This is a genomic window from Devosia sp. (assembly GCF_017307565.1).
Classification (GTDB): Bacteria; Pseudomonadota; Alphaproteobacteria; order Rhizobiales; family Devosiaceae; genus Devosia.
Genome location: NZ_JAFKHD010000356.1, coordinates 1 through 6,115, shown reverse-complemented (window position 1 = coordinate 6,115; position 6,115 = coordinate 1). Strand labels below are relative to the sequence as shown.

At 61.4% G+C, this 6,115-nt stretch carries 7 protein-coding genes; 4 read left to right on the top strand and 3 right to left on the bottom strand.

Going from position 1 to position 6,115, the window contains the following annotated elements; translation table 11 throughout:
* Positions 1-116 precede the first annotated feature (116 nt).
* Positions 117-590: a transcription elongation factor GreA gene (greA, locus tag J0I64_RS14485; protein WP_291409460.1), complete on the bottom strand. Its 474-nt coding sequence runs from the start codon at positions 588-590 to the stop codon at positions 117-119.
* Between the two features lie 299 nt (positions 591-889).
* Between greA and J0I64_RS14480 the strand changes: the two genes are divergently transcribed.
* Entirely contained in the window at positions 890-2,038 is a 1,149-nt protein-coding gene (locus tag J0I64_RS14480) for a PQQ-dependent sugar dehydrogenase (protein WP_291409458.1), read from the top strand.
* Positions 2,039-2,116: 78 nt separating this feature from the next.
* Here J0I64_RS14480 and J0I64_RS14475 read toward each other — a convergent pair whose 3' ends face one another.
* Entirely contained in the window at positions 2,117-2,326 is a 210-nt protein-coding gene (locus J0I64_RS14475; protein WP_291409456.1) for a cold-shock protein, read from the bottom strand.
* 514 nt (positions 2,327-2,840) lie between these two features.
* On the opposite strand from J0I64_RS14475, the gene J0I64_RS14470 reads away from it, so the two are divergent.
* Together J0I64_RS14470 and ltaE are read left to right on the top strand one after the other, a co-directional pair.
* Entirely contained in the window at positions 2,841-3,818 is a 978-nt protein-coding gene (locus J0I64_RS14470) for a methyltransferase (RefSeq protein ID WP_291409453.1), read from the top strand.
* Between the two features lie 51 nt (positions 3,819-3,869).
* On the top strand, positions 3,870-4,889 hold the full coding sequence (gene ltaE, locus J0I64_RS14465; protein ID WP_291409451.1) for a low-specificity L-threonine aldolase: 1,020 nt from the start codon (positions 3,870-3,872) through the stop codon (positions 4,887-4,889).
* 35 nt (positions 4,890-4,924) lie between these two features.
* Here ltaE and catB read toward each other — a convergent pair whose 3' ends face one another.
* Positions 4,925-5,548, bottom strand: coding sequence for a type B chloramphenicol O-acetyltransferase (gene catB / locus J0I64_RS14460; RefSeq protein WP_291409449.1), 624 nt, complete (start codon positions 5,546-5,548; stop codon positions 4,925-4,927).
* 349 nt (positions 5,549-5,897) lie between these two features.
* Here catB and J0I64_RS14455 point away from each other — a divergent pair.
* Positions 5,898-6,115 (top strand): SDR family oxidoreductase (locus J0I64_RS14455; protein WP_291409447.1); only part of this gene is annotated, 218 nt, incomplete at its 3' end.

The following is a 6,115-nucleotide window of genomic DNA, read 5'->3' as shown; positions in this document are numbered from 1 at the left end:
TAATTAAGGGCCGAAGCGGATCGGTTTCAAGGCACTCATGACAGCGGGCCCCTGTCGGGGCCCGCGATTGTGCCGGAAAGACACAGGATATTGGGCCTGTGCCCAAATTTTAGGCGTCAGATATACTTGATCTTGATGATCTCGTAGCTGCGCGCGCCGCCCGGCGCGGCGACTTCGAACGAATCGCCTTCGGACTTGCCGATCATGGCCCGGGCGATGGGCGAGGAAATGGAGATGCGGCCGGCCGAAGCATCGGCTTCCGGATCGCCCACGACCTGGTAGGTCTTTTCCTCTTCGGTGTCTTCATCAAGATAGGTTACGGTGGCGCCGAACTTGACGGACGAGCCGGTCAGCTTGGTAACATCGATGATGTCGGCGAGCGCGAGAATGGTCTCGAGCTCCTTGATGCGCCCTTCGTTCAGGCTCTGCTGTTCCTTGGCGGCTGAATACTCAGCGTTTTCAGACAGATCACCATGGGCACGGGCTTCGGCAATGGCGTCGATGATGCGACGGCGTTCATTGGCGGTGCGGTGCTCGAATTCGGCTGTCAGGGTCTTGTGGCCCTGTACGGTCATCGGGATCTTGTCCATATCGTCTTGCCTCCAAAGGGCTTACGCAAATGAATCCGGCGCGCCCTGGCGGTTCCCCCTTGGAAAACGCCACCGCGCGCCATGATCAGGTTGTGGGTAGGGCAATCATGCGATCGCCGCCTGCATGTGTTCTCCGCCAAACGCCGTTCGGCCAAAGCTTCACGATAAGTTTTGGGGGAGATGCGAACCAACTTGCCCGCCAAGTGCGTTGCGGTCAAGCGGGTGTGTGAAGATGAGATATTGGCTTGTCCACACCGTTCAAGGGCAAGATTCGCAAAAGTCAGGAAAGGCCGGTCTTCATGCAGCAATCTCTCTCGGTTCTCCCACTTTTTGTTTCCGGCATGATGCTGGCCACTGCTTTGCCAGGCATGGCGCAGACTGTGGAAAGCAGCGTCGGACCCCTCCATGCGACGGTGCTGGCGGAGGGGCTCGACCATCCCTGGGCGCTGGCCTTTTTGCCGGGTGGAAGATTTCTCGTGACCGAGCGCAGCGGCAGGTTGTTGCTGCTTGAGAAGGGCGTCATCACTGCCGTGGTGGAGGGTGTGCCAAGGGTCGAGGCGCGGGGGCAGGGTGGTCTTTTGGACCTCGCTCTGGCGCCGGACTTTGAAAAGAGCGGGCGGATTTACCTGACCTATGCCGAGCTGGCGGAGGATGCCGGATTGCAGCGCGGCACCGGCACGGCGGTGATGGCAGCGAAACTGGTGCTTGCGGGCAAGGCGGCGCATCTCGAAGATCAGAAGGTGATCTTCCGCATGAACAACTTTGACAATTCGACGCGGCACTTCGGCTCGCGCATTGCCATTGCGCAGGACGGCAACCTGTTCGTTACGCTTGGCGAGCGCGGAAGCATGGATCGGGCGCAGGATCCGATGGACCTTGCTGGCGGCATCGTGCGGATCGCACCCGATGGCAGCGTGCCGGCAGACAATCCGCAGCCTGAAGGCTGGGCGCCCGAATTCTGGAGCATCGGGCATCGCAATCCGCAGGGTGCGACCATTCGGCCCGAGGATGGCGCACTGTTTACGGTGGAGCATGGCGCGCGTGGCGGCGACGAGTTGAACATGCCGATTGCCGGCGGCAATTACGGCTGGCCGGTTATTACCTATGGCGTCGACTATTCGGGCGTGTCGCTCGGGGAGGGCACGGAGAAAGAGGGGATGGAGCAGCCGATCCACTATTGGGATCCGTCCATTTCGCCGTCCGGGCTCGCGTTTTATGAAGGCAACATGATGCCGGACTGGAGGGGGGACCTGCTGGTGGGCGGGCTGAGCGCGCAGGTGCTGGTGCGGCTCGATATGGAGGGGGACAAGGTTGTCGGCGAGGAGCAGCTCTTCGCAGGGCAACTGGGCCGTATTCGGGATGTCCGCGTGGGCGAAGATGGGGCGGTCTATCTTTTGACCGACGCTGCCAATGGGCGGCTGATCCGCGTTGCGCCGGAAGGGCGGTAGGCCGGGTAGTCGGGGCGCAAACTAAAAGGCGCGCCCGACATGCGGACGCGCCCCCCGAAGAACTACTCGATCCGCAGCTCAGGCGGCGGTCAGGTTGTCCGCGGCCGACTTACCGGTCCGCTTGTCCTTGACGATCTCGTAGCTAACCTTCTGGCCTTCATCCAAGCCGTTCAGGCCCGAACGCTGGACGGCGGAGATGTGGACAAAAACGTCCGCCCCACCCTCATCCGGCTGAATGAAGCCGTAACCTTTTTGGCCATTGAACCACTTAACGGTGCCCGTTGCCATGATGCGCGTTTCCCTCGTGCAGTCTGCAATAGATCCTAATCGATGCACCCGATCAGGACCTCAACTATATCGAATGTTCGGAAATTGACGTCAGAAAAGGCGAATGGCATTCGCGTTAATAGATCAGTCCGCCGCAATATTCGATCCAAATAGCGTAGCGTGAAACGAGGCTGTCAGCAATATGCGCTTTTTCCAACACGTGGAGCCCGGCAGAATTCGATTTCTGCCAGGGTGCATAGGTTTTGTGACCGTATCGTTTCGGCGCCGTTGAAAGCCGAAACACAGGCGGGAGGCGGGCCAGCGATTCTGCCGGGGGAGACCGGCACGTGGAGCATGATGCGCTCGATTTATGTCTGGCAGTGTAACGCAGGGTGACAACGAGAAAAACCCTTCACTGGCCCGGTAACGCAGATATCAAGCGCATTTTTCCGCATTTTTCTTGCCAACATGGCACATTTCCGGCAAATCCCGCGCGCTGTGCCAACAGGGCCGGTCTCTCGAAAGTCGCACCGTCTTGACCAGGACGTTTTACTCTTCCGGCGATGTCATCGCCGACCGGCGCGCGGATTATGCCCGCATGCTGGCCGAAGGCGGTGACTATGCCGCCGCCGCAGACCTGATGAGCCAGGCGCTGGAAAATGCGCCGGACTGGGCCGCAGGCTGGGACCTGCTTGGCACATTTCACGAAAAATCGGGCGAGGTAGCGGGGGCTATTTCGGCCTGGCGGCGGCTTGAGGCGCTGGATGACGATGGCGTTTTCGGCGCGCGGCTGAAGCTTGCGGCGCACAATGCGGGTGCGGCGGGCGAAGGCACCGCGGTGAGCTATGTCGAAGCGCTGTTCGACCAATATGCCCCGCAGTTCGAGCGCTCGCTGGTCGACAAGCTGGGCTATCGCGTGCCGGAAATGCTCGATGGGTTGGTGGTCGAGCAGATGGTGGCGCTGGGGATCGAGCGCTTTGCCAAGGCGATCGACCTGGGCTGTGGCACCGGGCTGATGGGCGAGAAGCTGCGGGCCAAGGTGGATTTTCTCGAAGGCGTCGATATTTCGGCAGCGATGATCGCCGAGACGGCGCGCAAGGGGATTTACGACAATCTGCAGAAGGCCGAACTGGTGGCAGCGCTCAACGCGCGCCGGGCCGAGGCCGACCTGATGACGGCTGCCGATGTCTTCATTTATTGCGGCGATCTGCAGCCGGTGCTGGCGGCGCTCGTGCCTGCGTTGAAGCCGGGCGGTCTCGTGGCCTTTTCGCTCGAGGCGCATGACGGGGAAGAGGCCGTGTTCCTGCGGCCGAGTTTGCGCTACGCCCATGGCATTGCGGCGACGCGGGATGCGCTGGTGGTGGCGGGGCTGGAAGTGCTGCGCTTCGAAACGGCCACCCTGAGGCGGGACCGTGGGGTGCCGATTACCGGCATTCTGGTTTTGGCACGCAAGCCGCCAGTGGAACTCACAGCCGCCAATGACGGCGCATCGGGCGGCAACGTCGCGGCCTAGTCAAAGTCCTTTCGGCAAGGCACAAAGACGTCTCTACAGGAGACTTCTTTGATGAATACGATCCGCCACGACTTTCGCTCCGATACGGTGACGCGGCCGAGCGCCGGCATGCGCGCGGCCATGAACGCGGCCGAAGTGGGCGACGATGTGTTTGGCGATGATCCGACGGTCAACCTGCTGGAGCAGAAGATGGCCGGGCTTCTCAAGAAGGAAGCGGCTCTCTTCGTTCCCTCGGGGACCATGTCTAACCTTCTGGCGCTGATGAGCCATTGCGGGCGCGGGGATGAATTCATCGCCGGGCAGAAGGCGCATCTCTATGTCAACGAGGCTGGTGGTGCCGCGGTGTTGGGGTCGATCCAGCCGCAGCCGATTTCTCATCAGGCCGATGGCACGATGGCGCTGGACGATATCGAAGACGCGATCAAGCCTGATGACAGCCACTATGCGCGGACGCGGGTGATTGCGCTGGAGAATACGTTCGGCGGTCGGGTTCTGCCGATGGACTACATGCTCGCCGTGGCGGATATCGCCCAGCGGCGTGGACTGGGCCTGCATCTCGATGGTGCGCGGGCATTCAATGCGTCGGTGAAACTGGGCGTCGATATCGCCGCGTTTACGGCGCCATTCGACACGGTTTCGATTTGCCTTTCCAAGGGGCTGGGGGCGCCCGTGGGGTCGGTGCTGATTGGTAGGCAGGATTTGATCGATACGGCGCGGCGTCACCGCAAGATGCTGGGCGGCGGGCTTCGCCAGTCGGGCATCCTGGCCGCCGCGGGTCTTTATGCGCTGGAGCACAATGTGGCGCGGCTGGCCGATGATCATAGGCGGGCGAAGCGTCTGGCCGAGGGGTTGGGGCGGCACAGCGCGCTGAAGGTGAGCGCGCCCGAGACCAATATACTCTGGGTCGATGCAGACAGCAGCATCGCCGAGCGGTTTGATGCCTATATGGCCGAGAAGGGGATCGGCGTGATCGGCCGCTATGGGCAACAGCGTTGGGTGACGCATCTCGATGTCACCGACGAGGATGTCGAGGGCGCGCTGGCGCTGGTCGACGCGTTTTTCGCCAATTGAGGTAAGCGCCCGGGGAGACCCGGGCGCTTTGCTTTTCAGCCCTGCCGCCAGAAGGCGTAGAGGCCCTTTATGTCGGCAGAGGTGAGGAGCGACATGGCTGCCGAGAGTTTTTCTACCGGCCAATCCCACCAAGCTATTTCGAGCAGCAGGGCAATGTCCTCATCGGCAAAACGCTTGCGGATGGGCTTTGCCGGGTTGCCGCCGACGATGGTGTAGGGCTCGACATCCTTAGTCACCAAGGCGCGGGTGCCGATGACGGCGCCGTGCCCGACTTTTACACCGGGCATGATGATGGCTTCCGAGCCGATCCAGACGTCGTTGCCGATGACGGTGTCGCCAGCGGGCTGGAAGGCATTTTGGGCATCAGCAAATTCCGGCGCCTCGGGAACGAAGGCGAAGGGGAATGTGCTGATCCAGTCGTTCCGGTGGCCCTGATTGCCAGCCATGATGAAGGCGGCGCCGGAACCAATGGAGCAGAAGGCGCCAACGATGAGGCGATCGACGCCGGGTTCGGTCATCAGGTAGCGGGCGCAGTCATCAAAGCTGTGGCCGTGATAGTAACCGGAATAATAGCTGTAGCGGCCGACGACGATGTTGGGATTGGTGACCTGACGGTCGAGCGGAATGCCGAGGAACGGGCTTTCGAAATAGTTGGACATGATTGTTCCATGAAGGTGCGCGGCCTTTTGGGGCGCGCGATTTACAGACTGTTTTTGGGGAACCGGGCGGGCGCGCAGCAGCATGCGCCGGCGCGTGGAGCCGGTTTGAAAGGCGTTCCCTCGGCGCGTGTCAGGCGCGCAGGAACGCTATGGAGCTGCTTCGGTCTGTGAGCTTCATGGTGATGTCTCTATAGGCTGGGACGTGAGCAGGCACAACGGGCCGATTGACAATCTCCGTGTGACGGCGGAAGCTGGTGATGTGACAAGGGTTTTTCTCTGACCAAGCGCTGATCGCTGGCTGTCCCAAGGGCAGGGCGATGTTTTGCATCCAAAATTCAGAGAAATCGAAATGACCAAAATTGCAGTTTCTGGTGCCAGCGGAAGGCTGGGCCAGCTTGTCGTCGCAACGCTGTTGGAGCGGGGTGCGCGCGATGTCGTGGCGCTGAGCCGGAGCCCCGAGAGGATTGCCGGGGATGAGCGCGTCGAGAAGCGCTTTGCGGATTTTGACGATCCACAATCGTTGGGGCCGGCGCTGGCCGGGGTGTCGCGACTGGTGCTGATCAGTAC